The following is a 1,783-nucleotide window of genomic DNA, read 5'->3' as shown; positions in this document are numbered from 1 at the left end:
GCACACGTTGTCCGCCGTCCCGGGCCGGATGATAAACTCTTCCTTGTAGATCGGGAGGGTGGTGGAGGTGGGAGATGGGTCTATCTCCAGGTGAAGCGGAAAGGGATCTCGTACGGATGTTGCGTGACCTCGCAAGGAATGCGACTCAAACGCTCGGAAATCTCGTGGACGCGGTGAGCCGGGGCAGGGAACCGGAAGGGCTGCTCGGAGACATCAAGGCTCTCTTCAGCGAGGGCGGGACGCTTCGGGGAGCCGCCGACCTGAGACAGGCGGTTCGGGTCCTCCTGGTGAAGCCCGGGGTGCAGGCCCTGCTCCTCTACAGGCTCTACCGCTGGCTGCACGTGCGCGGCTTGAGGCTCCTTCCGGAGATACTGGCCCGCCTGAACTACTTCCTGACCGGAGCGGAGATAGACCCCGGCGCGGAGATCGGCCCCGGATGCCGTATCTGGCACACTGCGGGTGTGACCATCGGGCGGGGAGTGAAGATAGGCCGGGATGTATGGATACTGCACAACGTGACCCTCGGCGGCCGGGGCGCTTCCCCCTTCGACCCCGGCGAGGAGGGGTACCCCCGCGTGGGGGACGGAGCCATCCTCTACACCGGGGTCACGGTGCTCGGGAATGTGGAGATCGGGCCGGGGGCGGTCATCGGCGCCCATTCCTTGGTCCTGGACGACGTTCCCGCCGGTTCCCTGGCCTACGGCGTCCCGGCCAAGGTGGTGAAAAGGCCGGGAAGGCATTGAAGGGCGGGCCGGTCCTCAAGGCGCCTTCGCGTCCGAACAGCGGCGTAACGGCGCACGGCGTCTCTCTCCGCTGCAGGATCCCTCGAGACCCGGGCACCAGGTCTTCCGGTTAAGAGCGCTTCTGACGTGGTAATCGTAGTGGCGCTACAGGCCTTTATGAGACTCGGGCGCCCGGTCTGCCCACTCGCTTCATGGGAGCAAATCGGGTTCCTCATGATCCTCGGGACTCGCCGTGGAAGGGCGCAGCGCCCGCTTTGACCCTCCTCTTCAGCTCCGCGGTGACCTGGTGCGCGGCGCGCTGCGGCTCCGGCAGCCTGGTACCGCGGAGGCAGGATAGGACCATGGAGATGGCGCTGGAAAGGTCAACCATATGCCCTACCGAGATGTACAGCGGCTTTACGCCGGCCCGCGTGCGCAGGACGGCTCCCACCGTCCTCCCCTCATAAACCAGGGGGGTCCAGTCCCCCACCTCGTTCCCGGGCTCCTCTGCCTCTCCCAGGAGGCGGGACTTGGCGCAACCTATGGTGGGGAGGCCGGTGATCACGCCGAGGTGGGAGGCCAGGCCGCAGCCCCTCGGGTGGGCTACTCCCTGTCCGTCCACGAAAACCAGGTCCGGGACCGAACCCAGCCTCTCCAGGGCGGGGAGCAGGGCCGGCAGCTCGCGGAAGGATAGCAGGCCGGGCACGTAGGGAAAATCCACCTCCACGCAGGAGGTCCCCACCTCCAGGAGCTCCAGCCCCGGGTAGGTCATGAGCACCACCGCTCCCAGGGCCAGCCTCCTCTCGCGAAGGTAGGAGATGTCCGCCCCGGCGACCAGGCGCACCTTTGCCGGGTCCAGGGGGACGTCGCAACGGACTTTCTCCCGCAGCCGTTCCTGGATTGCGCGCGCCTCGGCGACGCTCACCTTCAAGGGGTGACGCGAGCAAAATCGCCTTTCATCTTTCTTCGGGGAACTCGTCATTCTTTTCACCCCGCCGACCACCCGAGCGAGCAAAGGAACGGGGCATCCCTCTCCTTCTGGACGCGGTTCGCGCAGTTAC

Annotated in this window: 2 protein-coding genes; one reads left to right on the top strand and one right to left on the bottom strand. The window is 66.4% G+C overall.

From position 1 onward, the window contains the following. Positions 1-164: 164 nt before the first annotated feature. Complete coding sequence (locus tag H7007_RS13055) at positions 165-743, top strand: serine O-acetyltransferase (RefSeq protein ID WP_287155778.1); 579 nt, start codon at positions 165-167, stop codon at positions 741-743. Positions 744-954: 211 nt separating this feature from the next. Here the strand turns inward: H7007_RS13055 and nfi are convergent, their stop codons facing one another. Then, positions 955-1,647 (bottom strand): deoxyribonuclease V, encoded by a 693-nt coding sequence (gene nfi, locus H7007_RS13050; RefSeq protein WP_287155777.1) that lies wholly within the window; start codon positions 1,645-1,647, stop codon positions 955-957. Between the last annotated feature and the right edge of the window lie 136 nt (positions 1,648-1,783).

Source organism: Candidatus Solincola tengchongensis (genome assembly GCF_015711935.1).
Taxonomy (GTDB): Bacteria; Actinomycetota; Geothermincolia; order Geothermincolales; family RBG-13-55-18; genus Solincola_A; species Solincola_A tengchongensis.
The sequence above is the reverse complement of the archived record's forward strand: the minus strand, read 5'-3'. Positions and strand labels throughout refer to the sequence as shown.